The sequence below is a fragment of the Caulobacter sp. X genome, assembly GCF_002742635.1.
Lineage (GTDB): Bacteria > Pseudomonadota > Alphaproteobacteria > Caulobacterales > Caulobacteraceae > Caulobacter.
Genome location: NZ_PEGF01000001.1, coordinates 76,349 through 99,999 on the forward strand (window position 1 = coordinate 76,349; position 23,651 = coordinate 99,999).

The window sequence follows — 23,651 nt, forward strand, 5'->3', positions numbered from 1 at the left end:
ATGGCCGACGGATTTGCGAACCTGGGCGCTTCGGCGCCGTACGCGGTCACCGAGGAAGATCGCAAGGCCATCGCCGCCGCGATCGATGAGGCCGAGATCGTCGAACTGGCTCTGGCGCTGGGCAACATTCCCGCGCCGTCGGGCAAGGAGCTGGAGGTCGCCAACTACGTCCATGACTGGATGGCCCGCGAAGGCTTCGCGCCGCGCAAGGTCGGCGCGACGCCGGAGCGGCCCAACGTCATCGGGACCTATGGCGGCAAGGGTGTCGGCAAGAACCTGCTGTTCACCGCCCATCTCGACACCGAGGCGCCGACCTGGAACCCGGACCTGGACGCCTACAAATACGCGCCTGAGACCCTGGCCAATCCCGAGTGGGAGAAATGCTGGCTGGAGGACGGTAAGCTCTATGGTTATCCGATCGCCAACGATCGCGGCCCGATGAGCTGCTTCCTGATCGCGGCGAAGGCGCTGAAGAAGGCCGGCTACGCGCTGGCCGGCAAGATGTACCTGACCGCCTGTCCCGGCGAGATCGGCCCCGAGCCGATCGAGGAGCACCGGGGCGTGCAGTACATGGGCAAGGACATCGGGGCCCACTATCTGTTCCACCATGGCGGCGTCGCGCCCGACTACGCCATCGCCGCCGAGGGCTGCGATTTCGGCCTGACCTGGGTCGGCTGCGGCTACGCGGTGTTCCGTCTCCAGGTGTGGGGCGAGGGGGTCTTCACCCCGTTGCTGGAGCATCCGCCAAAGGCCGACCAGCATCCCAACCCGATCTACAAGCTGGGCAAGCTGACCGAGGCGATCCATGCCTGGAGCGGCGAGTGGGAGAGGGCGAGCCGCTACGAAAGCGCCGGCGGCGTCGCCCAGCCCAAGTCGCAGATCGCCTCGGTGCGGGGCGGCATTCCCTACGCCTTCGGGGCGGGCACCGAGCTGGTGAACCTCTATCTGGAGGTGGGGCTGAGCCCCAAGCAGCGCGTGGCCGACGCCCAGCATTCGCTCGAGAAGATGGTGCGTGACGCGGGGCTTGGCCGCATCGACATCGAACCGGTCGTTGTGCGCCATGGCTTCGAGGCGGACGCCGCCGAGGTCGCGCCGCTGGTCGGCGCTGTCGACGTCGCGACCCAGCTGGGTCTCGGCCATCCGGTCGCACTGGCCAATCCGGTCTATTCCAGCATGTGGCGAGACCACAACGTCTTCAACATGCATCGCATCCCGGCGATCACCACGGGCTTCCGTCGTTGGCGCCCGACGCCCCAGGACCTGATCGACAGCGCGCTGGTCTACGCCCTGACCGCGCTGGCGGTTTGCGGCCGGGCCATTCCCGACGAGAGCGTCAAGCGCCCCGCATCGGCGGTCTATCCCGACAACCCGTTCGGGGATGCGTGATGAGCGCGGCGGCACAAACTCACGCGCCCCAAGAGGGGCCGAATCCCGCGGACTTTCGCAAGGCCATGGGCAGCTTCCCCGCTGGCGTGACGGTGGTTACGGCCTGTCACGAGGGGCGGCTGGTCGGCACGACCGTCAGCGCCTTCAGCTCGGTGTCGATGGACCCGCCGCTGATCATGGTCTGCCTCAAACGCGACAGCCGCACGCTCGCGGCCGTCAAGCCGGCGGAGCGGTTCTGCGTCAACATCCTGGCGCAAGAGCAGGGGGATCTCGCCTACCGCTTCGCCAAGAGCGGCGCCGATGATCGCTTCGCCCTGACCGCCGTCGAGGCGGGCGTGAGCGGCGCGCCGTTGCTGGCCGGCTGCGTGACCGCGATCGAATGCGAACTGAGCGCCGCCCACGACGGCGGCGATCACGAAATCCTGGTCGGACGCGTCCTGCGGGTCGTGACCGACGAGACCAAGACGCCGCTTGTTTACGTGCGCGGCGTGTTTCTCAAGACCTAGTTGGAGTTTCGCCGCATGGCCTATGACGTGCTCGACGTGAAGCCCATGACCCGCCGGATCGGCGCGGAGATCTTCGGCGTCGATCTGGGCAAGCCGCTCAGCAACCGCCAGTTCGAAGAGGTCCATCAGGCGCTGCTGCAGCACCAGGTGATCTTCTTCCGCGACCAGGACATGTCACATGAGGCGCACAAGGATTTAGGCCGCAAGTTCGGAGACTTGGCCATACATTCTGGCGTGCCTGGCCTGCCGGACCATCCCGAGATCGTCGCCATCCACGCCGACGCCAATTCCAAATTCGTGGCGGGCGAGAACTGGCACTCGGACCTGACCTGCGACCCCGAGCCGCCGCTGGGCAGCATCCTCTATATGAAGGTCCTTCCGGACGATGGCGGCGACACCTGCTTCGCCAGCATGTACTGGGCCTACGAGACGCTGTCGGACAAGATGAAGGCCTATCTGGAGGGGCTGGAGGCGGTCCACGACGCCAACCCAGTCTACAAGGCGATCTTCCCGGACATCGACCGCAAGTACAATTGCTCGACCCACCCCGTCGTGCGAACCCATCCGGTCACCGGCCGCAAGAGCCTGTTCGTGAACCCATCCTACACGACGCATATCGCCGGCCTGCCCAAGGCCGAGAGCGCGGCGATCCTGGGCTACCTCTATCAGCACGCCAGCAATCCGGATTTTCAGGTGCGTTTCCGCTGGCGTCCCAATTCGGTGGCGTTCTGGGACAACCGCTGCACCTGGCACCAGGCGATCTGGGACTATTTCCCCGACACCCGCACGGGCTATCGGGTGACGATCGCCGGCGATAAGCCCTTCTAGCGTCCGCATGTGCAAAGCGCCGCCATGAGCCATGGCGGCGCTCGCGGATTTGGCAGGGCGCCGCGCTCATCGGGCGCGGCGTTCTGTTATTCGCGGGTGAAGTCCGTCGGGATCTTCGGATCCGGTCCGGCCTTACCCCACAGGACGATCTCGTTGCCCCAAGGGTCGCGGAAGGCGTGATTGTAGCCGTTGAATTCCTTCCAGTAGTGGTTCCGCCACAGGATCGTCGCGCCCAGGCTCTCGGCGGTCGCCAGGATGCGGTCGGCGTTGTCGTCATCGCCGATCAGCACCCAGACCCGCGGCTTGCGGCCCTCCGTGCTCAGGGCGCGCGGCTCGACGCCCTCCGGCTCCGGATGAGGGCGTGCGTTGGCGGCCTTGAAGATCCCCAGATGCAGGTTGCCGATCTCGCTGTCGGTTCCGTCCGGCTTCTTGAAGAAGCCGCCGGGCACCATCCGGTGATAGACGCCTTCCGGGCGGGCATCGTTCTGCCAGCCGAACACCTTAGCGTAGAAGTCGCCGGCGGCGGCCGGATCGTCGGAGGCGAGGTCGACGAAGATCATGGTGTTGGTCACTGAATAAACTCGCGTTTTGTGTCAGTCGTTAAAGCCGACGGACAGGGACAGGTCCTTCCAGGCGTCGATGTCGGCGGTCAGCGCTCGAGTGGCGTAGTCGACGTACTTCAGGGCGTCGGCGCCCAGCAGCAGGTGCATCGGCGGGTTTGGCGCGTCCGCGATCGCCAGGATCGCTTGGGCGGCCTTGACGGGATCGCCGGGTTCATGACCGGCGTGCTCGGCCATGATCTTCTCGGCGTCGCGCGCCAGGCCGTCATAGTCCGAGAGCTTCTCGGCCACGATCGTCTTGGAGGCTTGGGCGAAGTCGGTGCGCAAGCCGCCGGGGGCGACGTTGACGACCTTGATCCCCAGCTCGGCGACCTCTTGGGCCAGGGTCTGGGTCAGGCCTTCAAGGGCCCATTTGCTGGCGCAATAGACGCCGGTGCCGGCCCAGACGGCGAGGCCAGAGACCGAGGTGACGTTGATGATCCGGCCGGCGCGGCGGGCGCGCATGGCGGGGAGGGCGGCCTTCAGCACCGCCAGAGGGCCGAAGACATTGGTCTCGAACTGCCGGCGGACCTCGTCCAGAGAGGCCTCCTCGACCGCGCCCACCAAGCCATATCCGGCGTTGTTGACCAGGACGTCGATCGCCCCGGTCACGCGCTCGGCCCCGGCGACAGCGGTCTTCACGGCGGCCTCGTCGGTCACGTCCATGATGACGGCGTGGCCGCCCAGCACCTCGAAGGCGGCGGCGGCCTTGGACTCGCGAACCGAGCCGACGACGACGTCGCCCCGGGCGAGCGCGGCCTCGGCGATTTGGCGACCCAGTCCGCCGGAAACGCCCGTGATCATCCAGGTCTTGGTCATGTTCAGTAGGGCTTGTCGCCCTTCACCCACAAGCGATGCATGGTCCGCACGTACTTCGTGTCGTCGTACAGCGTGCCAGTATGGAGCGTGCAGCGATTGTCCCACATCAGGAGGTCGCCGACGCGCCACTTGTGGCGATAGACGAACTGGTCCTGGGTCATGAACTCGACGAGCTCGTCCAGCAAGGCCAGGCCCGCCGGGCCCGGCATGCCGATGACCTCGGTCACCGTGCCGGTCGAGGGCCACAGCGCCTTGCGGCCGTCCGCAGGGTGAGTGCGGATCAGCGGGTGCTCGACGTCGGGATTGGCCGCTTCCATCTCGGGCGACAGCGTCTGCTGCTCGCCGAAGGTTCGGGTGGCCATGAAGTGTTTGTAGCTGTGATGCAGCCGCAGGCTCTCCAGCAGGGCCTGCTTGTCGGCCGGCAAGGCGTTCCAGGCGGCGCAGCCATCGGCCAGCAGGGTGTCGGAGCCTTCGTCGGGCACCTCGACCGCATACAGCATGGTCAACATCACGGGCTCGGGCTTGTAGCTGTAGTCGGTATGCCAGCCGACCCCGTCGTTGTGGGCGCCGATCGGCTGGCCGTCCACCACACGGTTGCTGAGGATGAAGATCTTCGGATAACCCGGCAGGGTAAAACGGGTTTGGGTATGATCCTCCGGCTCCCCGAACCGGCCGATGAAGCGCATCAGGTCGTCCGGAGTCATCTTCTGGTCGCGCAGGGCGATGGCGCCGTGGCGATGGAAGATGTCGACCACCTGGTCCAGCGCCGCGTCGGAGGCGGTCGCCAGGTCTATGCCGGAAATCTCGGCCCCGAAGCCCGGCTTCAGGTCCTGGATGGCGAGGTCGGCGGTCAGCGTCATAGCGTCCTCCGTGGTGCGATGTCCCTTCAAACTAGGCTTGGTCATCGACACGGTCTTGCTCCAACGCGCACGACGGCTTTCTCGTCGAGCCGGCGATTGACCCGCTGTTGGGCGCCCTTGGCGGCAGGTGGGCGCCGATCGCCCGCAAATGCGGCGTCGCGCCGGGAAGGGCGCTGGACGACCAACTCTTCGTGCGCGCTGGAGCAAGACCGACCGACCTTGGCGACCTAGCGTGATGGTCGACTTCCGACCTTGCAGAGCGCTTCACGATGACACCGCGCCAGAGTCTCCTCAGCGACGCCTTCTTTGAAGATCTTTCGCGCTCGATGCTGAACGTCGAGGCCGCCGAGACCCTCCCGCCGGCCTGCTACACCGACGCTGGCTTCTACGAGTTCGAGAAGGAGGCGCTGTTCAATCACGAATGGCTTTGCGTCGGCCGCGTCGACTGGGTGAAGGAGCCCGGCGACTTCTTCACGACGCGGATCATCGGCGAGCCGATTATCGTCACCCGCAATCGCGACAATGAGATCAAGGCCATGTCGGCCGTGTGCCAGCATCGCGCCATGCTGGTCGCCGAGGGCAAGGGCAATACGCGCGGCTTCGTATGCCCCTATCACCACTGGGTCTATTCGCTGAACGGCGACCTGGTGAACGCGCCGGCCATGGAGCGCACGTGCGACTTCGACAAAAAGGCCATCAAGCTGCCGACCTTCAAGGTCGAGATTTGGCTGGGCTTCATCTTCATCAACTTCGACGCCGAGGCCGCGCCGCTCGCTCCGCGCCTGGCGGCGGTCGAGGCGGCGGTCGCCAACTACGACCTCGCTAACGCCGACGGCCTCAGTCCGCCGATGACGGGCCAGTTCGCCTGGAACTGGAAGGTGATGTTCGAGAACAACAACGACGGTTATCACGCCAGCAAGCTGCACCGCGGCCCGCTGCACGACTTCATTCCCAGCGAGCTGTGCAGCTTTCCCGAAGCGGGCGAGGGCGATGCCGGCTTCCTGCGCTTCAACGGGACGCTGCACGCCGACGCCAGCTTCAACCCGACCCAGAAGGCGGTGTTGCCGATCTTCCCGAACCTGACCGAGGAAGATCGCAACCGCGCCACCTTCGCCAACATCCCGCCGACGCTGTCGCTGGTGATGACCAGCGACATGGTCATCTACCTGATCCTGCGCCCCACCGGGCCCGAGACCATGGAGCAGGACACCGGCATCCTGGTGGCCCCCGGCGCGACCGAGACAGCCGGCTTCGCCGAGCGGCTGGAGATGATCATGACCTCGGCGGGCAAGATCATCGCGCAGGACATGCACGTGGATGAGCTGGTCCAGCAGGGCCTGCGGTCGCGCTTCGCGATCCGGGGCCGTTATTCCTGGCAGGAGGGCGCGCAGGTGCAGTTCAACCGCTGGCTCACGCCGCGCTACCAGCAGGCTTGGGCGGCCTTGAAGGCCATGGGCGCTCCGGCGTCAGCGAACGCGGAGGCGGCCGCATGAGCCGCCTGCCCGTCATTTTCTTTGGTCATGGCAGCCCCATGATCGCGTTGGAGACCAACGACACCACACGCGCCTGGAAGGCCATGGGCGACGCCGCCGGCAAGCCCAAGGCGATCCTCTGCGTCTCGGCGCATTGGCTGACGCGCGGCGTCGCGGTGACGGCCATGGCCAAGCCCCGGACGATCCATGACTTCGGAGCATCTTTCCCCAAGGCCTTGTTCGATCAGCAATATCCCGCGCCGGGTTCGCCTGGGTTGGCGGCGCGGGTCGCCGAGGTTCTCAGCCCTACGCCGGTTCTCCAGGACGAGCAGGGGTGGGGGCTCGACCACGGGACCTGGTCGGTGCTGGGCAAGGCCTTCCCGGACGCCGATGTGCCGGTCGTCCAGCTCAGCATGGATGCGACCAAGCCGCCGGCTTGGCACTTCGAGATCGGCCAGCGCCTGGCCCCGCTGCGTGACGAGGGCGTGCTGCTCGTCGGCACCGGCAACATCGTCCACAACCTGCCGGCCATGGACTGGGGCGATCGCGACTGCGCGCCCTATGACTGGTCCAGGCGGTTCAACGACTACATCAAGGCCGCGATTGTCGAGGACGCGCCGCAGCGCGCGATTGACTTCGAGAGCCAGGGGCAGGACGCCAGACGTTCGGTCCCGACACCCGACCACTACTGGCCGCTGCTTTACGTGCTGGGCGCGCGCCTGCCCGGCGACGCGCCGACCTTCGCCCCCGACCACATCGAGCATGGCTCGCTCAGCATGACGAGCGTGACCCTGTCCCCCGCCGCCTGACCGGAGATCCCGATGCCCTTCATCTGCGAACCCGGCGAGACGCGTCCCGACATCGTCCCCGGCGCGCTCCATTGCCTGCCGGCGACGCCCCAGACCGTACACTGGGGCTATTTCGATCCTTCGATAAGACCGACGCTGCGGATCAAAAGCGGCGACCTGGTCCAAGCCGAGGCGATCACGCACCACGCCGGCGACGCGCCCGAGCTGATGATGGACGAGGGCGTCACCCGGATCTTCAGGGAGATTCCCGAGGAGGACCGTAATCCCGGCGTCCACATCATGACCGGCCCGATCTATGTCGAGGACGCCAAGCCCGGCGATGTGCTGGAAGTACGCTATCTGCGCATGGTCCCGCGCAACAACTACGGCTCCAACCTCGCGGCCAACTGGGGCTATCTCTACAAGGAGTTCGGCGAGAAGGAGCGGGTGACGATCTACGAGTTGGATCCGAACACCAATACCGCCGCGGCCCTCTACGCCTATGACTTCGAAGGTAAATATCTGATCCCGGGCACGATCACGAACTGTCCCGAATGCGATCGCCAGCCCGCCCTGAAGGGCGTGCGAATTCCGGCTCGCCCCCACCTGGGCACCGCGGGCGTGGCGCCGGCCGTCGATGGCCGGGTCAGCACCATTCCGCCCGGCGAGCATGGCGGCAATATCGACAACTGGCGCATCGGGGCGGGGGCGACGATGTACTACACGGTGCAGGTCGACGGCGGCCTGTTCTCGATCGGCGATCCCCATGTCAGCCAGGGCGACGGCGAGCTCTCGGGCACGGCGATCGAAAGCTCGCTGAACGTCCTGATGCAGATCGTTCTTCGCAAGGACGTCCAGACCCCGGGCCCGCTGCTCGAGACCCCCAAGTGGTGGATCGTTCACGGCTTCAACGAGGACCTGAACCTGGCTATGCGGGACGCCTCGACCAAGATGCTGAGCCTGCTCAGCGACCAGGTCGGCCTGTCCAAGAACGACGCCTATTCGCTGATGAGCGTCGCCGCCGACTTCGGCGTCACCCAGGTGGTCGACGGCACCCAGGGCTGCCACGTGCGCATCCCGCGCGACATCTTCCCCAAGATGAAGGACTAGCAAGCCCATGAAGGCCTGGTCGTTCAGCACCGAGAGCCATCCCCGCGCCGAGCGCGCCGAGGCTTGGCGCGAGGCGATGGGGCGTCTGGGTCTGCCGATCGAAGGCCTGTCGGACGCCGAGCCGGCGGCGGCTTCGGTCATCTGCCTGACCTCGCCCTTGGGCATCGAGTTCGCCCTGGTCGAGGCTGGGGCCCAGACGATCTCTGGCCGGCTGTCCGGACAGCCGGCGGCGGTCTGGCTTGCCGTCCTGTTGCATGGCGAGGCCACGCTGGTCACGGACGAACTGGCGGTCGGCGTTTCGACGGGCGACATCGCCTTCGGCCCGACCGGCCAGGCCGCGGCGCTGCGTCTGGACACTCGTTCTCGGCTGCTGTTCGTCCGCGCGCCGCGCCTTGCGCTGGATCATCGCCTGATCCGTCCCTTCAATCTTCGTGTCGGTTGGCTGGACGGCTCCAAGGGCGTGCCGCGCATCCTGTCGGACCTCTTGCGGGGCACGGCCGAAGAGCTGGAGAACCTCTCGGTCGATCAACTGCGCCCGGTGGATCTGGCCCTGACCGAATTCCTGGCGCAATGCCTGATCGAGCAAGGCGCGGCCGCGACGGACACCCTCGACGCCTCGACTCCGACGGCGCACCTGCAGCGCCTGTGTCAGACCATCGAGACCCTGCTGCCCGACCCTGAACTTTCCCTGCGTCGCGTCGCCAACGAGGAGGGGGTCTCGCCGCGCTACGTCCAGAAGCTTTTCGCGTCGGCCAACGAGACCTTCAGTCACTACCTGCGGACGCGTCGCCTGGAGCGATGCCGGATCGATCTGGCGAGCCCGCAGCATAGCCGTCTGTCGATCTCGGAGATCTGCTATCGCTGGGGCTTCAACGGTTCGGCCCACTTCAGTCGGGCCTTTCGCGAGCAATACGGCCTGTCGCCCCGCCAGTTCAGGCAAGGTCGCGGGCTCGGCGACGGCGACATTGAAGTCATGAACTGACTTCGCGGCGACTGTGGAGAGCTGGATGACGAGAACATCCCGTCATCCATCCGATGAGCTGAGGGGATCGCAATTGAAGCCGCAGCCCACTATGGGCTAGCAATGGTGCAGGGCTTCTATGGACCGACTGGGTGATGCGCGCGACGATCAAGGACGTTTCCGCCCGAGCGGGTGTTTCGACCAAGACCGTGTCGCGCGTTCTCAATCGCGAGAAGTACGTCTCGGATGAGGTGCGGCAGCGGGTGGAGGAGGCGATCGAGGCGTTGAGCTTCCAGCCTAGCGCCGCCGCCCGGATGCTCGCCGGCAAGCGTAGTCACCAGATCGCCCTGATCTACGACAATCATAGCCCACACTACATTCACCAGATCCAGACCGGCATCTGGGAGCGCTGCATCGAGGAGGGGGTTCGCCTGCTGGCCCAGCCCAGCGACGCGGCCTCGCCCAGTCTGGCGGCCGAAATTGGCGGATTGATCGACCAGACCCAGGTCGACGGCGTCATCCTGTCTTCGCCGGTCACCGACTCGGTGGCGGCGCTGGAAGAGTTGGACCGGCGCGGCGTGCCCTATGTGCGGATTTCTCCGGGCACCGACCATGGTCGCAGTCCTTCGGTGTCTATGGACGACGTCCAAGCCGCCGATGACATGACCAGCCACCTGATTTCGCTGGGCCACAAGCGGATCGGCTTCATCATCGGCCACGTGAACCACACGGCCAGCGACCTGCGACTGTTCGGCTATAGGCGAGCTCTGGATCGCGCCGGTCTGCCATACGAGCCGCGTTATGTGCGTCAGGGCTTTTTCGACTTCGCCTCGGGCGAGGCCGCCGCCGACGCCATGCTCGACCTGCCCGTTCCGCCGACCGCGATCTTCGCCAGTAACGACGACATGGCCGCGGGGGTGCTGACGGTCGCGCATCGGCGCGGCATGACCTTGCCGGGCGAGCTCTCGGTGGCCGGGTTCGATGATACCGCCCTGGCCAGCCAGCTATGGCCGCCGCTGACCACGGTGCGTCAGCCGACGCGTCAGCTGGCGCACGCCGCCGCCAGCCTACTGTTCGAAGGCGTCGAAGGGCCAGTCAATCGTCGCCTGGCCCACGAGCTGGTTTTGCGCGGCTCGACCGCGCCGCCCAAGATCTCCTAGGCGCGGATCACGAAGGCGGCCGCGGCGACGCTGAGCGCTAGCGCCAGGACTGAAGCGATGACGATCGCCAGCAAGGGACGCGGTCCGGTCTTTGTCAGGGTCTGCATGTTCGAGCGGATGCCCGTGGCGGTCACGGCGCAGGCCAGCAGCGCGGTCGCGCCTTTGCTGGCTCCATTGGCGACAACGGCCGGGATCAGGCCAACCGAGTTGACCGCCGCCAATCCAAAGAAGCCGATCACGAACCAGGGCAGGATGGGCGTGGAGATTTCGGCGTTCGGGTCCTTGGGGATGAACAGGGCGACCACGGCCATGGCCGGCGCCAGCAGGGCCACCCGCGTCAGCTTGACGATCGTGGCCGTCTCGCCGGCTTCCGGAGAGAAACTGTAGCCGGCGCCGAGCGCCTGGGCCACGTCATGGATCGAGGCGCCCAGCATGAAGCCGGCGCGCAGGTCACTGAAATGCAGGTGATGGGCGAGGGCGGGGTAGAGCGCCATGGCCACGGCGCTGCAGGCCGAGATCCCGACCAGGACGAGGGTCAATTGGGCCTGGGCGATGCGCTTTTCGCCGAGCAGACTAGCGAAGGCCATGGCCGCGGAGGCGCCGCAGATCGCCACCGCCCCGCCGCAGAGGGCGCCGAACGCGGGCGAGAAACCCAACTTGCGGGCGGCCAGTACGCCGCAGCTCAAGGTCAGGGCCACGATGACCACGATGGCGATCAGGGCTTGAGGGCCCAACTGGGCGATCTGGCCAAAGGTGACGCGCGCGGCCACCAGCACGATGCCCCATCGCAGAAGAGTTCGCGAGGCGATGGTCAGGCCGGGTTCAAGTCGCGAATCGACGCTCAGGAAGTTCATCGACAGGCCGAACAGCAAGCACATCAGAGTCAGCGGCGCGCCGTAATGGTCGGAGACATAGGCGGCGGCGAGCGTTGCTAGGGCCGCCAGCGCCAAACCGGGCGCATATGTGCCTATCCGAGCCATGTTCTTCCCCCAAAAGCCGTTCAGAACAGTCTGTCGACGTTCTGTCTATCTCTGACACCGTTATCATATTGGCGTCTTGAGGCAACAGCGGGCGATTCCCGCTGAGGCGTAAATTTATCAAAGAAACTCATCTATTTCAGTAACTTATCTGAAGTTTTCTCGAAAGTCGATATTTTTGGTTGTCGCTGCGGAAAGTGAATTTTGGCTGTTGCGCGCCATGGGAACCTGGGCAATATGACAACGATGACATATCTCGACGCACCCGCTCCGACGCGCCGCCTTCAGGCTGATGGACCCCAGATTTCCTCGGTGGCCTGGGGCATGTGGCGGTTCCGCGGCCAAGACGTCGCGGCGGCTCGCGGCCTGGTCGAGGCGGCGCTGGACGCGGGCGTCACGCTCTTCGACACCGCCGACATCTACGGTCCCGACAACGGCGAGGCGTTCGGCGCCTCGGAAGCCCTGTTGGGGCGGGTTCTGGCGCAGGCGCCGACCCTGGCCCAGCGCATGGTGATCGCCACCAAGGGCGGCATCATTCCCAGCGTGCCCTATGACTCCAGCGCGACCTATCTGGAGAGCGCCATCGACGCTTCGTTGCGTCGTCTGGGCGTCGAACATGTCGCCTTGTGGCAGATCCATCGTCCCGACATCCTGACCCATCCCGCCGAGATCGCTCGCGCGCTCGAAGCGGCGCACAAGGCCGGCAAGATCGGCGCGGTCGGCGTCTCCAACTACACGCCCTCGCAGGTCGAGGCGCTGGCCGCCCACCTGGCGTTGCCGGTGGTGTCTTGCCAGCCGGAGTTCTCGCCCTTGGCCATCGCGCCGTTGTCTGACGGCGTGCTGGATCAGGCTTTGGCCCGCAACATGACCGTCCTGGCCTGGTCGCCGTTGGGCGGTGGTCGCCTGGCCGCCCCGACCGATGATCGCACGCGCGCCGTCGCCGCTGTTCTGGACGAGATGGCCGAGGCCTTTGGCGTTTCACGCGCCGCCGCGGCCTACAGCTGGATCATGGCGCATCCGGCGCGACCGATCCCGATCGTCGGCTCGCAGACCGTGGCCCGCATCGCTGAAATTCCCGACGCGTACAAGCCGCGTTGGACCCGCGCGGACTGGTACCGCGTGCTTGTCGCCTCCATGGGAGCTCCCTTGCCATGACTAAGCGCCCGCCTTGCGAGATCAGCTGGTTCTCCGCGCTGTGCGATGACGACTACGAGTTCCTGGGCGTGTCCGACCCGAAGCTGAAGTCCAGCTGGGAACACTGCCGCGACATCGTCCTGCAGGCCGAGAGCGGCGGCTTCGACAACATCCTGCTGCCGTCGGGTTATGAGCTTGGGATCGACACAACGGCCTTTGCCGCTGGCGTAGCCCCGCTGCTCAAGCGCATGCGCCTTTTGATGGCGGTGCGGATCGGCGAGATGTGGCCGCCGCAGCTGGCGCGCCAGATCGCCACCATCGACCGGATGCTGGGCGGCCGTCTGGCCGTCAACATCATCTCTTCGGACATGCCGGGGGAGAAGCTGGCCTCGGCGCCGCGCTACGCCCGCACGGTCGAGGCGATGAGCATCCTGAAGACCATGCTGAACGGAGAAAGCCTCGACCACCAGGGCGAGTTCTGGAACCTGAAGCTGGATCCGCCGCGCGTCACCACGGTCTCGGGCAAGGCGCCGCAGCTCTATTTCGGCGGCCTGTCCGAGGACGCCCGCGAAGCCGCCGCCAAGGGCTGCGACGTGTTCCTGATGTGGCCCGATCGCAAGGAGGTCGTGGCCGAGATCATCGCCGACATGACCGCCCGCGCCGCCAAGTATGGCCGCGCCCTGCGCTTTGGCTATCGCGCCCACGTCGTGGTCCGGGACACCGAGGCCGAGGCTCGCGCCGCGGCTGACCGTCTGCTCAGCAAGCTGGACGCCGACACCGGCGCGGCCATCCGCGCCAAGTCGCTCGACTCGACCTCGGCTGGCGTCCAGGCCCAGGCCGCCCTGCGCGAGAGCGCCAAGGACGACGGCTACGCCGAAGCCAACCTGTGGACAGGCGTCGGCCGCGCCCGCTCGGGCTGCGGCGCGGCGATCGTCGGTGATCCGGATCAGGTCCTGGCCAAGCTCAACGATTATCGCGACATGGGCATCGAGGCCTTCATCCTGTCGGGTTACCCGCACGCCGCCGAGGCCGATCTGTTCGCGCGCCACGTGCTGCCGAACATCGACCACGGGCCGTTAGGCTAGACCGGGCAAGGGGAGGCGCGTCATGGCTCATCCTCGCAACGGACGTCCGTTCGTCGTCGGTTTGGGCGGCGTGGCGGGCTCCAGTTCGTCCACCGAGCGCGCGTTGGCGATAGCGTTGAAGACTGTCGAGGCGCGCGGCGTCGAGACCCAGCTGTTCGGCGGCGATTTCCTGGCCACCTTGCCGATCTACGCGCCCAAAGCCGCCTCGCGTACGCCCGAAGAGCTGGCCTTCGTCGAGGCCGTTCGTCGCGCCGACGGCCTGATCATCGCCTCGCCGGGCTATCACGGCAGCATTTCAGGCGTGATCAAGAACGCGCTGGACCTGTTGGAGGAGACGGCTCGGGACGGGCGCGTCTATCTCACCGGCATGCCGGTGGGCCTCATCGTAACGGCTTACGGCTGGCAGGCGACCGGCAGCACCATCGCGACCTTGCGCTCCATCGTTCACGCCCTGCGCGGCTGGCCGACGCCGATGGCCGCCGCCATCAACAGTTCCACGTCGCGCTTCGGCGAGGACGGGACCTGTGACGACCCCGCCGCCATCGGACAGCTGACCCTGGTCGGGGACCAGGTCGCCGACTTCCTGCAGCTCAAGCTGTCGGCATGAGGGGCTGCAAGGGGAGACAGTTTTTCTAGGAAGACCAACGCCTCCACGAGGGGCAGATAAACACCTACCGGAAAGGTAGGATTAAAGGGAGGGATAGGACATGAAGAAGAGTACGCACCGTGGCGCCATGCTTAGCGGCGCCGCGATGGTTCTGGCGCTGAGCGCCGTTTCGGCCACGGCGGCCTACGCGCAGTCCAGCCAGGACGCTCCGGTGATCGAGGAGATCATCGTCACCGCCCAGAAGCGGTCCGAGAATGTCCAGAAGGTTCCGATCGCCATCAGCGTCGTCAGCGGCGAGGCGATGGAGCGGGCCAACATCAACTCGGCTGAACAGCTGATTCAGGCCGCCCCCTCGCTGACCTTCCGGAAGGGCAACACCAACAAGGACTCTGCCCTGACCGTTCGCGGCGTCGGCACCGTCTCCTTCGCCTCGGGCGTCGAGCCGTCGGTCTCGACCGTCGTCGATGGCGTGGTCTATGCCCGCAGCGGCCAGGCCACCGCCGACTTCCTGGATCTGGAACGCATCGAAATCCTGCGTGGCCCGCAAGGCACCTTGTTCGGCAAGAACGCCTCGGCCGGCGTGATCAGCATGATCACGCGCGCGCCTAGCCAGGAAAGGAAAGGCTATCTCGACGCGGCCTATTACCAGGGCAACGAATACCGCGTGCGCGGCTCGGTCTCGGGACCGCTGTCGGAGACCTTGGCCGGATCGCTGGCCGGGTTCTTCAGCCACTTCGACGGCAACGGCAAGAACGTCTTCAACGGCCACGACATCAACGGCTATGAGCACAACGGGGTGCGTGGCCGCCTGCGCTGGACGCCGACCGCCGACCTGACCGTCGACCTGATCGCCGACTACTCGCACAATGTCGATAACGGCTATGCCGACAGCATCGGCACGGTGTTCTCCAGCGCCTACAACGACAACGTCTTCCTGCCGTCGCTGAAGCCGCTAACGCCCAACGACGACAACAAGGACATCGACAACGATCGCGACCCGTCGACCAAGGACATCAACAGCGGCTTCTCGGCCCAGGTGAACTGGTCGCTGGGCGACTACACCCTGACCTCGATCACGGCCTATCGGAACTGGAAGAATTACCAGGTCCGCGACGGCGATTTCCGGTCAGACGCGCCGAGCTATGTGGCCGTGGGCGCTCTGGCCGCGGACATCCGCACGGAGGACTATGGCCGGCTGAACTTCGACCAGTTCACCCAGGAACTGCGGATCGCCTCGCCGGTGGGCCACTTCTTCGAATATGTCGCGGGCCTCTATTACTACCACACCTGGGAGAGCAACTATTTCGTCCGGACGGTGACCTCGTGCACCGCCTCGACCTTGGCGCCGGTGACCTTGGGCGCCCTCGGAACGGCGACGCCGTGCGCGCCGGGCGCCTCGACCTACACGGCCAATTCCGGCATCGGCAATTTCCAGACCACGCTCGAGAACTACGCCGCCTTCGGCCAAGGCACGCTGAACTTCAGCGACCGCTTGCGGGGCATCTTCGGCGCGCGCTGGACGCATGACTCCATCGACTTCGTCCACCGTCGCCTGCGCACCACCGGCGCGGCCGCGCTTAGCGGCGTCAACCCGACCTTCTCGGGCGTGGGCGGCACCGACTCCAGCGGCTGGTCGGGCAAGGTCGGCGCGCAGTACGACCTGACCCCGAAGATCATGGCCTATGGCAGCTACACGCGCGGCTACAAGGGCCCGGCCATGAACGTGTTCTTCAACATGCAGGCCACCGACAACTTCGGCATCTCGCCCGAGACCTCCGACGCCTACGAGCTGGGTCTGAAGTCGCGTCTGTTGGACGGCCGCCTGGTTTTGAACCTCTCGGTCTTCGATACGACCTTCAACAATTTCCAGGCCACCAACCTGGACGTGATCGGCACCACCGTCGTCTCGCGCCTGACGAACGCCGGCACGGTCTCGACCAAGGGCTTCGAAAGCGACTTCACCTTCGAACCGGTCCGCAATCTGCGCTTCACCGGCGGCTATGCGTACATCGACGCCAAGATCGACAAGTTCAAATGCCCGCCCACCGGCACGTGCACGGCGCTGGCCATCAACGGCAAGCCGCTGCCGCTGTCGTCGAAGCACAAGGTCTCGATCAACACGACGTACTTCGTGCCTCTGGAAGGCCAGAAGTTCGACTTGGATTTCGGAGCCGGCGTTCAATACCAGAGCAAGATGGGCTTCGACATCAACCAGAACCCCTACGCGATCCAGAAGGGCTACACGACGGTCGACGCCAGCGTCGCCTTCGTCAGCAAGGATCAGAAGTTGCGCCTGGCGCTGGTGGGCAAGAACCTCACCGACCAGCACTTCGTGATCAACCGTATCCCGAACGGCTCCTCGTTCATGCGGCAGATCACGCCGCGTGATGGCGAGCGCTATTTCGGCGCGACGGTCCGCTACAACTTCAACTGATACCCCCCTGCGGGCCCGGCCGCTCTCTCTCGCTGCCTGGCCGGGCCCGACTTCTTGTTCACCAAGCCGCGTCGCACGCGGCGGAGGCCGCCAGTGCTCGAATACCGTGTCCTCGCAAATGGATTCGTCCTGCTGGCCGGCGGCCGTGAGGTTCTGCGGCACACCCCGGAAGCGCCATGCGTCTTCGTCGGCGTCGGCGAAGCCGAGGTCCGGATGGCGCGGGGCAACTTCGCGATCTCCGACTATGTCACCGAGCGGGTCGCGCTGCGCGCCGCCGTGGCCGAGAAAAAGGGCGACCGTGTCCGCATCAGCTTTTCAATCGAGGCCGGAACGCCCGAACGTCTTGCGATCGAGGTCCTGAGTAACGGCCGCGTCCTGTTCCAGGCTGGCGGCGCGCCGATCAACCGCCTGTGGCTTCGCCTCGTCGCCGACGCCGGCGAGAATGTCTGGGGCGCCGGCGAGCAGATGTCCTATTTCGACCTGCGCGGCCGCCACTTCCCGCTATGGACCTCCGAACCCGGAGTCGGCCGGGACAAGTCGACCCAGATCACCTGGATGGCAGACCAGGTCGGGGCGGGCGGGGACTATTTTCACACCAACTATCCTCAGCCGACCTTCGTCTCCTCGCGGCGCTACGCGGCGCATTTCGAGACCACGGCCTATGCTGCGTTCGACTTCCGCCACGAGGCCTTCCACGAGATCGAGGTCTGGGAAGTCCCCGAGCGGATCGAATTCTACGCCGCCGACACCTTCGTCGAGATCGTCAGCGCCTTGTCGGAACGTTTCGGGCGACAGCCGCCGCTGCCGGACTGGGTGCTGGATGGGGCGATCATCGGCCTCAAGCAGGGCGACGAGAGCTTCAAGCGCCTGGAGGCTTTCACGAACTCGGGCGCGGCGATCTCGGGCCTTTGGTGCGAGGACTGGGTGGGCCTGCGCATCACCTCGTTCGGCAAGCGCCTGTTCTGGAATTGGAAGTGGAACGCTCAGCGCTATCCAGGCCTCGATCGGAAGATCGTCGAGCTGGCCGAGCGGGGCATACGCTTCCTGGGCTATGTGAACCCTTATCTCTGCATCGACGGCGATCTCTATCCGGTCGCGCGCGACGCCGGCTATCTGGCCCTTCGCCAGGACGCCGACGAGCCCTACATCGTCGACTTCGGCGAGTTTGACTGCGGTGTGGTCGACTTCACCAATCCCGCGGCGGCCGACTGGTTCGCCGAACATGTGATCGGCCGCGAAATGCTCGACTTCGGCCTGTCGGGCTGGATGGCGGACTTTGGCGAATATCTGCCGACTGACGTGCGCTTGGCCAATGGCGTGGACGGCATGCTGATGCACAACGCCTGGCCGACCCTGTGGGCCAAGGTCAACGCCGACGCCGTCGCCAGCCGGGGTAAGACGGGCGATGCCCTGTTCTTCATGCGGGCTGGCTATACGGGCGTGCAGCGCTACTGCCCGCTGTTATGGGCTGGCGATCAGTCGGTGGACTTTTCGCGGCACGACGGCATCGGCACGGTGATCGTCGCGGCGTTGTCGTCGGGCCTGCTGGGCAACGCCTACCACCACAGCGACATCGGCGGGTACACCAGCCTGTTCGGCAATGTCCGCACCGCCGAGCTGCTGATGCGCTGGAGCGAGATGGCGGCTTTCACCGCCGTGATGCGCTCGCACGAGGGCAATCGTCCCGACGAAAACCTGCAGCTGGACCAGGACCCGGAGGTGCTCGCCCACTTCGCGCGCATGACCAAGGTCTACCGCCACCTCGCGCCCTACATCAGGCGGCTTCGCGATGAGGCGGCCGGGCAGGGCCTCCCGCTGCAGCGACCGCTATTCCTGCATCATGAAGATGACCCGGCGACCTATGCCGAGCAGACCCAGTACCTGTTCGGGCGAGACCTGCTGGTGGCGCCGGTGATCGAGGAAGGGCGCAAGGCTCGCGCGGTCTATCTGCCCACGGGCGCGGACTGGGTCCATCTGTGGTCGGGGCAACTTTTCGCGGGCGGCCAGCATGTCGAGACGCCGGCGCCCCTGGGAAAGCCACCTGTCTTCTATCGCGGGGACGCGCCCGACGCGGCCTTGTTCCGAGATCTGCGGACGTTCTGAGGACAGCCCATGACCTTCAAGCTCGACCGCCGTTTCCTGCTGGCCCTGCTGATCTTCGCCAGCATCCTCAACTATGCAGACCGCCAGATCATCGCGATCCTCAAGCCCATGCTGCAGGAGGATCTGCACTGGACTGACGCCGACTACGGCCATCTGGCCGCGATGTTCCAGCTATCGGCCGCGGTGGCGTTCCTGTTCACCGGATGGTTCACCGATCGCGTCGGACTGAAGGTCGCCAATCCCCTGGCCGTCGGCTCCTGGAGCCTGGCGGCCATGGCGCACGGCCTGGCCCACACCGTCGCGCAGTTCACCGTGGCGCGGGTGGCGCTGGGCGCGACCGAGGCCCTGGGCACGCCGACGGGGATCAAGACCATCAGCGCGGCCTTCGACGCCCGATCGCGATCCCTGGCGCTGGGGCTATTCAACGCCGCAAGCAATATCGGAGCCGTTGTCACCCCGCTGTTTGTGCCGTTCCTCGCGGCGGCGGTCGGCTGGCGAAACACCTTCGCCATCGTCGGCGGCGCTGGACTGCTGTGGGTGGCCGTCTGGTTCGCCAGCGGCGCGGGCAAGTCCGAGGTGTTCCAGCCGCGCCCGGCTGACCCCGGCCGGGACGGAGCGGAGAGGGTGCGCTGGGTCGATGTGCTGCGTGATCGCGCCACTTGGGCGATCGTCGGAGCCAAGGCTTTGTTCGATCAGGTCTGGTGGTTCCTGCTGTTCTGGACCCCGGACCTGTTCCACCGGGTGTTCGGCCTGAGCATGAAGGCCTTCGCCGTTCCGCTGGCCGTCATCTACATGATCGCCGCCGCGGGTTCGCTGATCGCAGGCGCGACCGTCAACCGGCTGCTGGCCAAGGGCTGGTCGGTGAACCGGGCCCGCAAGACGGTGATGCTGGTCTGCGCGCTGCTGGTCGTGCCCGCGCCCTTGGTGCTGCACGCGCCCAGCCCATGGATCGCGACCTTGCTGCTCGGCATGACCCTGGCCGCTCACCAAGGCTTCTCGGTCAATGTCTTCGGGATCATCACCGACGTGGTGCCGAACCAGCGCGTGGGTACGGTCACCAGCCTGGGCGCTCTGGCGGGAAACCTTTCGGGCATGGCGGTTCTGCAATTGGCGGGGATGCTGCTGACCAGCGGCGTCGGCTATCTGCCGCTGTTTCTAATGGCCGCCGCGGCCTACCTGTTGGCTTTGGCCTGGATACATGTGTGGCTCCCCACGCTTCGGTTAGCCAACCTCTGAGGACCAGAGTTCTACGCGGCCCGCCAGGGTCGCCGAGCCGTTAACGCTCGGTCGCCCCGCCGACAGGATGGGCCAGGCGAGCCGCCAGCCGGAGGATCTTCCCAGCGAGGCGCGGCCCCTGGCGATCGACCTCAACGCGCTGCTTGAGGGCAATCTTGAGATGCTGCGGCGAGCCCACACCAAAGGCGGGGCGGGGCTTCCAAGTCCGTGAATCAGCACGCGCTACTCTCTATAATTTCAGAAGCCAGCCCTGCAGCGCGAGAGGCGCATCTTCACGTTCGTCAATCCCTTTATTTGGGTAATTTTTTGCCTTTGGCTTGGGCAAAGGCGCCTATTTTGGGATGTCCATTTGATCAAACCTGCGTCTATCGTCAGAAAAATTCCAATTTAAAACACGACTAATTTGATGGGATTAAGGGCTGTCCGATCCATTTGTGTTCGGAGTGTGGCGTGAGCCATGCCCTGCTTTCTCGGGAGCGGGGCAGGGGGAGGCTTGCGCGTTGCGTTTATTGGAGGGGCTTACATGATCACTAATCACCGCAAGCTGGTGCTTGCCACTACCGCGCTATGCGCCGCGAGTTTCGCCGCGCATGCTTGGGCGCAGACGACGCCGCCGGCCGGGGCGGAGCCCACCGAGATCGAGGCCGTCGTGGTCGTCGGCTCGCAGATCAAGGGCGCGAAGGTCAACGCAGCCCTCCCAGTGACGGTGGTGGGCGAGGACCAGATCGGGGCGTCTGGGGCCGTGTCCGGCGACGAACTGTTCCGGTCGATCCCGCAGATGGGCGACGTGAACTTCAACGCCCAGTACCTGCCGGGCTCCAGCAACAGCGCGCGGGGCGACGTCGGCTCGGTGAACCTGCGCAACCTGGGCATCGGCAACACCCTGGTGCTGTTGAACGGCCGCCGCGTGGTGACCCACCCGACCAGCCAGGCCAACGACAACCTCGTGCCAGTGCTGACCTACAACACCAGCGCCATCCCGGTGACGGGCCTCAAGCGCATGGAAGTGCTGCGCGACGGCGCGGCGGCCATCTACGGCGCGGACGCCGTGGCCGGCGTGGTCAACACGGTCCTCCGGGACGACATCGACGGCCTGACCACCTCGGCCCAGTACGGCTTCGCCGAGGGCACGAACCTGAAGGAGTATAACTTCAACGCCTTTGGCGGGAAGAACTTCGCCGACGGCCGCGGCAACATCAGCGCCTTCGTCTCGTACGACCAGCGTACGCGCATGCGCTCGACCGATCAGGACTACACCGCCTCTCTGGATCGCCGTCCGCTGTTCGCCAACACGCGCTTCGCGGGCGTCGCCAGCCTTGACAGTCGCAGCACCACGACGCCCTGGGCCTATGTCCAGACGCCGCAGAGCTTCGGAACCGTGCGTCAAGGGACCACGGCCCTGACCAGCAGCGCCGGCTACTTCCACATCCAGCCGTCGACCTTCGCCGGTTGCCAGCTAAATATCAGCGGCGGCATGTGCATCGACGACGGCGCTCTGGCGACCTCGGCCGCCGACCGCGATCTGCGCTTCAACTCGGCCGCCCTGGGCACCACGGTGATCCCGGAGCTGAAGCGGACCAATGTCTTCTTCACGGGCCACTATGACGTCTCCGAGGACCTGACGGTCTTTGGCGAACTGGGCCTCTACCACGCCAAGACCAGCGCCCTGCAAGCGCCGATCGCCACGCTGTCCTCGGGCGTGATCAGCATCCCGGCCAGCAACTACTGGAACCCCTTCGGTCCGGTGACCTTCGCCAACGGGACGACTAATCCCAACCGCCTGCCTAACCTGAATGTCCCGGCCGCCGGCCTGCCCCTGACCCTGCGCGGCTACACCTTCGCCGATCTGGGCCTGACCCATGTCGACGTCACCAACGACCAGTACCGGGTGCTCGGCGGCGTTCGCGGCCGGAAGTTCGGCTTCGACTGGGAGTCGGCCCTGGTCTATTCGGAGGCCACCGCCGACGACATCAGCGACAACATCTCCAACACCAAGCTCTACGCTCAGTTGGCGCTGTCCACGCCCGACGCCTACAACGTCTTCAACGGCTCGGACATCAACAATCCCAGCGGCGCGGACACCACCCGCAACAGCGAGGCGGCGATCGACGCCATCCGCGTCAAGATCAAGCGCCGCACCAAGAGCACCTTGGCGTCTTGGGACTTCAAGGTCTCCAAGCCCGATCTCTTCAGTCTGCCGGCTGGCGATGTGGGCGTGGCCTCCGGCGTCGAGGCGCGTCGCGAGACCCAGCTGGATGACCGCGACAAGCGCATCGACGGCACCATCACCTTCACCGACCCGATCAGCGGCGCGGTGCTGAGCGACCTGATCAACTCCAGCATGAACCCCGACACCAAGGGTCACCGCTCGGTCGCCTCGACCTATATCGAATTCGCCGTTCCTCTGGTCTCGCCAGAAATGTCGATCCCGCTGGTCCATCGCTTGGATCTGCAACTGGCGGGTCGCTACGAGCACTACAGCGACTTCGGCAACACGGCGAAGCCCAAGATCGCCGGCGCCTGGGACCTAGTCGACGGCGTCCGCATTCGCGGCTCTTGGGCCAAGGGTTTCCGGGCTCCGAACCTGGAGCAGATCAACGCCACGGTGGTGTCGCGTTCGAACACCCGAACCGACTACGCCTTCTGCGAGGCCGACCTGCGCGCGGGCCGCATCACCTCGTTCGCCGGCTGCTCGCGCTCGCTCCTGACCACCGCGCGACGGGCGGGTAACCCCGACTTGAATCCGGAAGAGTCCGAAACCCTGTCGTACGGCGTCGTTCTGGAGCCGAAGTTCATTCCTTCGGAATATGGCCGCCTGACCTTCACCGCCGACTACTGGAAGGTGAAGCAGAAGGGCCTGATCGGGGTCTTCGGCGAGGGCAACGCGCTGATCCTCGACTACCTGCTGCGTCAGTCCGGTTCGAGCAATCCGAACGTGATCCGCGCCGCGCCGACCACGGACGACATCGCCGCCTTCGCCGGCACCGGTCTCGCGGCCGCGGGCCAGGTCCTGTACGTCAACGACAAGTACACCAACCTGCAGCCGCAGGACGTCGAAGGGCTGGACCTGGGCCTGATGTACCGTCTGTCGACGGACAAGTTTGGTGACTTCGACCTGAACGTGAACGCCGCGCACCTGATCAAGTACTACCAGTCGCCGTCCCCGGGCATCGCCGAACTTCTGGCGGCGCGCAGCGCGGGCAAGATCAACGCCGGCACCACCATCTCCGGCGGCGGCAACCTGCTCCAACAGAACGGCAAGACGGACTGGAAGGTCTCGGCCGCTCTGACCTGGCGCTACAAGCAACTGACTGTCGGCGGCTTCACTCAGTATATCGGCGAATACAACGACACGGCGCTTATCGACTCCGCCGGCGCCCCCTGGGTCGTGGAGTCGCAGATCACCGCCAACCTGTATGGCGAGTACGACTTCGCTCAGGCCCAGACCAAACTGCGCCTGGGCGTGCGCAACCTCACCGACAAGGATCCGCCGCTGAGCTCGGCCGGCTACGACGGAACGGTCTATCTGCCGTACGCTCGCTACTGGTACGTCTCGGTCAAGAAGACGTTCTAGGAACAAGGGGCG

At 65.8% G+C, this 23,651-nt stretch carries 19 protein-coding genes; 15 read left to right on the top strand and 4 right to left on the bottom strand.

Annotated features, from left to right (window positions below; all coding sequences use genetic code 11):
- From CSW60_RS00350 to CSW60_RS00360, 3 genes are all read left to right on the top strand, one after another.
- Positions 1 to 1,386 (top strand): peptidase M20, encoded by a 1,386-nt coding sequence (locus tag CSW60_RS00350; protein ID WP_099535122.1) that lies wholly within the window; start codon positions 1 to 3, stop codon positions 1,384 to 1,386.
- 65 nt (positions 1,387 to 1,451) lie between these two features.
- The gene (locus tag CSW60_RS00355) at positions 1,452 to 1,892 is read left to right on the top strand and encodes a flavin reductase family protein (RefSeq protein WP_236634188.1); all 441 of its coding nucleotides are present in this window, start codon (positions 1,452 to 1,454) and stop codon (positions 1,890 to 1,892) included.
- 15 nt (positions 1,893 to 1,907) lie between these two features.
- On the top strand, positions 1,908 to 2,720 hold the full coding sequence (locus CSW60_RS00360; protein WP_099537504.1) for a TauD/TfdA family dioxygenase: 813 nt from the start codon (positions 1,908 to 1,910) through the stop codon (positions 2,718 to 2,720).
- A gap of 86 nt (positions 2,721 to 2,806) precedes the next feature.
- On the opposite strand, the gene CSW60_RS00365 is transcribed toward CSW60_RS00360, so the two are convergent.
- Genes CSW60_RS00365 through CSW60_RS00375 form a run of 3 tightly spaced genes read right to left on the bottom strand, consistent with a single transcriptional unit; the run spans position 2,807 to position 4,998 of the window.
- On the bottom strand, positions 2,807 to 3,292 hold the full coding sequence (locus CSW60_RS00365; RefSeq protein WP_099535126.1) for a VOC family protein: 486 nt from the start codon (positions 3,290 to 3,292) through the stop codon (positions 2,807 to 2,809).
- A gap of 21 nt (positions 3,293 to 3,313) precedes the next feature.
- The gene (locus CSW60_RS00370) at positions 3,314 to 4,138 is read right to left on the bottom strand and encodes an oxidoreductase (RefSeq protein ID WP_099535128.1); all 825 of its coding nucleotides are present in this window, start codon (positions 4,136 to 4,138) and stop codon (positions 3,314 to 3,316) included.
- A 2-nt stretch (positions 4,139 to 4,140) separates the two neighbouring features.
- The gene (locus CSW60_RS00375) at positions 4,141 to 4,998 is read right to left on the bottom strand and encodes a TauD/TfdA family dioxygenase (protein WP_099535130.1); all 858 of its coding nucleotides are present in this window, start codon (positions 4,996 to 4,998) and stop codon (positions 4,141 to 4,143) included.
- A gap of 269 nt (positions 4,999 to 5,267) precedes the next feature.
- On the opposite strand from CSW60_RS00375, the gene CSW60_RS00380 reads away from it, so the two are divergent.
- The 5 genes from CSW60_RS00380 to CSW60_RS00400 all read left to right on the top strand — a co-directional run bounded on the left by CSW60_RS00380 (position 5,268) and on the right by CSW60_RS00400 (position 10,489).
- Complete coding sequence (locus tag CSW60_RS00380) at positions 5,268 to 6,491, top strand: aromatic ring-hydroxylating dioxygenase subunit alpha (RefSeq protein ID WP_099535132.1); 1,224 nt, start codon at positions 5,268 to 5,270, stop codon at positions 6,489 to 6,491.
- Positions 6,488 to 7,279: a 4,5-DOPA dioxygenase extradiol gene (ygiD, locus tag CSW60_RS00385; protein WP_099535134.1), complete on the top strand. Its 792-nt coding sequence runs from the start codon at positions 6,488 to 6,490 to the stop codon at positions 7,277 to 7,279. Before CSW60_RS00380 ends, ygiD begins: the two co-directional genes overlap by 4 nt.
- Positions 7,280 to 7,291: 12 nt before the next feature.
- A complete protein-coding gene (locus tag CSW60_RS00390) occupies positions 7,292 to 8,368 on the top strand; it encodes an acetamidase/formamidase family protein (RefSeq protein ID WP_099535136.1) in 1,077 nt (358 codons plus the stop codon).
- Between the two features lie 7 nt (positions 8,369 to 8,375).
- Entirely contained in the window at positions 8,376 to 9,350 is a 975-nt protein-coding gene (locus tag CSW60_RS00395) for an AraC family transcriptional regulator (protein WP_099535138.1), read from the top strand.
- Between the two features lie 134 nt (positions 9,351 to 9,484).
- Positions 9,485 to 10,489, top strand: coding sequence for a LacI family DNA-binding transcriptional regulator (locus tag CSW60_RS00400; protein ID WP_099535140.1), 1,005 nt, complete (start codon positions 9,485 to 9,487; stop codon positions 10,487 to 10,489).
- On the opposite strand, the gene CSW60_RS00405 is transcribed toward CSW60_RS00400, so the two are convergent.
- A complete protein-coding gene (locus tag CSW60_RS00405; RefSeq protein WP_099535142.1) occupies positions 10,486 to 11,469 on the bottom strand; it encodes a YeiH family protein in 984 nt (327 codons plus the stop codon). The two genes, CSW60_RS00400 and CSW60_RS00405, sit on opposite strands and share 4 nt — an antisense overlap.
- A 234-nt stretch (positions 11,470 to 11,703) precedes the next feature.
- Between CSW60_RS00405 and CSW60_RS00410 the strand changes: the two genes are divergently transcribed.
- The 7 genes from CSW60_RS00410 (at position 11,704) to CSW60_RS00440 (ending at position 23,639) form a co-directional block, all read left to right on the top strand.
- Positions 11,704 to 12,621 carry an aldo/keto reductase family oxidoreductase gene (locus CSW60_RS00410; RefSeq protein WP_201722940.1) on the top strand — a complete coding sequence of 306 codons (918 nt, stop codon included), beginning with the start codon at positions 11,704 to 11,706 and terminating at the stop codon, positions 12,619 to 12,621.
- Positions 12,618 to 13,685 carry an LLM class flavin-dependent oxidoreductase gene (locus CSW60_RS00415; RefSeq protein WP_099535146.1) on the top strand — a complete coding sequence of 356 codons (1,068 nt, stop codon included), beginning with the start codon at positions 12,618 to 12,620 and terminating at the stop codon, positions 13,683 to 13,685. Before CSW60_RS00410 ends, CSW60_RS00415 begins: the two co-directional genes overlap by 4 nt.
- A gap of 22 nt (positions 13,686 to 13,707) precedes the next feature.
- Positions 13,708 to 14,292 (top strand): NADPH-dependent FMN reductase, encoded by a 585-nt coding sequence (locus CSW60_RS00420; protein ID WP_099535148.1) that lies wholly within the window; start codon positions 13,708 to 13,710, stop codon positions 14,290 to 14,292.
- A gap of 100 nt (positions 14,293 to 14,392) precedes the next feature.
- Complete coding sequence (locus tag CSW60_RS00425; protein ID WP_099535150.1) at positions 14,393 to 16,726, top strand: TonB-dependent receptor; 2,334 nt, start codon at positions 14,393 to 14,395, stop codon at positions 16,724 to 16,726.
- Between the two features lie 93 nt (positions 16,727 to 16,819).
- Positions 16,820 to 18,829 carry an alpha-glucosidase gene (locus CSW60_RS00430; protein WP_099535152.1) on the top strand — a complete coding sequence of 670 codons (2,010 nt, stop codon included), beginning with the start codon at positions 16,820 to 16,822 and terminating at the stop codon, positions 18,827 to 18,829.
- Positions 18,830 to 18,838: 9 nt separating this feature from the next.
- Positions 18,839 to 20,065, top strand: coding sequence for an MFS transporter (locus tag CSW60_RS00435; protein WP_099535154.1), 1,227 nt, complete (start codon positions 18,839 to 18,841; stop codon positions 20,063 to 20,065).
- Between the two features lie 523 nt (positions 20,066 to 20,588).
- On the top strand, positions 20,589 to 23,639 hold the full coding sequence (locus CSW60_RS00440; RefSeq protein WP_099535156.1) for a TonB-dependent receptor domain-containing protein: 3,051 nt from the start codon (positions 20,589 to 20,591) through the stop codon (positions 23,637 to 23,639).
- Positions 23,640 to 23,651: the final 12 nt, after the last annotated feature.

What these genes read in the sequence shown, in the direction of transcription:
- CSW60_RS00350 (WP_099535122.1), top strand. Translation starts at nt 1, where the DNA reads ATGGCCGACGGATTTGCGAACCTGGGCGCTTCGGCGCCGTACGCGGTC.
- CSW60_RS00355 (WP_236634188.1), top strand. Translation starts at nt 1,452, where the DNA reads ATGGGCAGCTTCCCCGCTGGCGTGACGGTGGTTACGGCCTGTCACGAG.
- CSW60_RS00360 (WP_099537504.1), top strand. Translation starts at nt 1,908, where the DNA reads ATGGCCTATGACGTGCTCGACGTGAAGCCCATGACCCGCCGGATCGGC.
- CSW60_RS00370 (WP_099535128.1), bottom strand. Translation starts at nt 4,138, where the DNA reads ATGACCAAGACCTGGATGATCACGGGCGTTTCCGGCGGACTGGGTCGC.
- CSW60_RS00375 (WP_099535130.1), bottom strand. Translation starts at nt 4,998, where the DNA reads ATGACGCTGACCGCCGACCTCGCCATCCAGGACCTGAAGCCGGGCTTC.
- CSW60_RS00380 (WP_099535132.1), top strand. Translation starts at nt 5,268, where the DNA reads ATGACACCGCGCCAGAGTCTCCTCAGCGACGCCTTCTTTGAAGATCTT.
- ygiD (WP_099535134.1), top strand. Translation starts at nt 6,488, where the DNA reads ATGAGCCGCCTGCCCGTCATTTTCTTTGGTCATGGCAGCCCCATGATC.
- CSW60_RS00390 (WP_099535136.1), top strand. Translation starts at nt 7,292, where the DNA reads ATGCCCTTCATCTGCGAACCCGGCGAGACGCGTCCCGACATCGTCCCC.
- CSW60_RS00395 (WP_099535138.1), top strand. Translation starts at nt 8,376, where the DNA reads ATGAAGGCCTGGTCGTTCAGCACCGAGAGCCATCCCCGCGCCGAGCGC.
- CSW60_RS00400 (WP_099535140.1), top strand. Translation starts at nt 9,485, where the DNA reads ATGCGCGCGACGATCAAGGACGTTTCCGCCCGAGCGGGTGTTTCGACC.
- CSW60_RS00405 (WP_099535142.1), bottom strand. Translation starts at nt 11,469, where the DNA reads ATGGCTCGGATAGGCACATATGCGCCCGGTTTGGCGCTGGCGGCCCTA.
- CSW60_RS00410 (WP_201722940.1), top strand. Translation starts at nt 11,704, where the DNA reads ATGACAACGATGACATATCTCGACGCACCCGCTCCGACGCGCCGCCTT.
- CSW60_RS00415 (WP_099535146.1), top strand. Translation starts at nt 12,618, where the DNA reads ATGACTAAGCGCCCGCCTTGCGAGATCAGCTGGTTCTCCGCGCTGTGC.
- CSW60_RS00420 (WP_099535148.1), top strand. Translation starts at nt 13,708, where the DNA reads ATGGCTCATCCTCGCAACGGACGTCCGTTCGTCGTCGGTTTGGGCGGC.
- CSW60_RS00425 (WP_099535150.1), top strand. Translation starts at nt 14,393, where the DNA reads ATGAAGAAGAGTACGCACCGTGGCGCCATGCTTAGCGGCGCCGCGATG.
- CSW60_RS00435 (WP_099535154.1), top strand. Translation starts at nt 18,839, where the DNA reads ATGACCTTCAAGCTCGACCGCCGTTTCCTGCTGGCCCTGCTGATCTTC.
- CSW60_RS00440 (WP_099535156.1), top strand. Translation starts at nt 20,589, where the DNA reads ATGATCACTAATCACCGCAAGCTGGTGCTTGCCACTACCGCGCTATGC.